General features: G+C 70.0%; 1 protein-coding gene. It reads right to left on the reverse strand.

The features are described from left to right. Positions 1–625, reverse strand: a 625-nt coding sequence (locus tag TN53_RS41200; protein ID WP_063776302.1) for a DUF7019 family protein, incomplete at its 3' end; no start/stop codon positions are given. Positions 626–859: the final 234 nt, after the last annotated feature.

Here is an 859-nt window from a genome sequence, read left to right on the forward strand (position 1 = left end):
GCACCGACGTGCCGGTGCCGTCCGGGCTTTCGCCGTGCAGCAGCCGCTTCGCCACGAACTCGACGTTCTGCGCCGGCCAGCGCAGTCGCGCAACGGCCCGCTCAACGCGGCCCAGCGCCGCGCGATCGACGCGGTCGAGGTCACCGTCCACCGCGTCGGCGACGTACTCGTCCTCCAGATCGGAGGTGATCCCGAGGCCGTCGAGCATGGAGGACATCATCGAGCGCCCCACACCGTGGGCCTCGGCGTCCGGCACGTAGCCGTACACGTGCCGGTACGAGCCGCCCAGGGCGACGACAGTGTCCTCGCTGCGCCCGCCGAAGAACACCAGGGAGGACGCGGGATCGTCGCGGAACGCACCCCAGCGCATCCGCAGCGAGCCCCAGAAGTACTGGCCCGGTGCGTCCACCGTGCCGAGGTCACCGTGGTCGCGGAGGTACCGGACGACCGCCTCGAGACGGGTGATCCGGTCGTTCGGCGGACCCTCGGTGGTGCGCTTCGCCGACAGCACGGAGAGGTTCACGCCCACCTCCGTCTGACGCTTGACCCCGAACCCGGGGTCGATCTGCGGCAACAGCATGTCGACCTTGCTGTCGGAGATGTACACGTAGTAGCTCAGCGGCACTGCCGGATCCTCCCAGGCCTCGACCTTCCCAGCCTATCGATCACGGCCCGTTGTGAGCCATGGGATGCGCGGGCGAAGGGAGTTGGGCGGTACGGCGAGGGCTTCCTCGTCGCCCGGGCGGTTACAGGACCGGGAGTGCGGGCACGTGAACGGCGAGATCGTGGGCCTCGCACGCCGCGCCGGCGAGTCGGCCGGGCGCTGGAAGAGCAGTGATCGCGATGCCGAGCATCATCG

It is taken from the genome of Streptomyces sp. WM6386, from assembly GCF_000972385.1.
GTDB lineage: Bacteria > Actinomycetota > Actinomycetes > Streptomycetales > Streptomycetaceae > Streptomyces.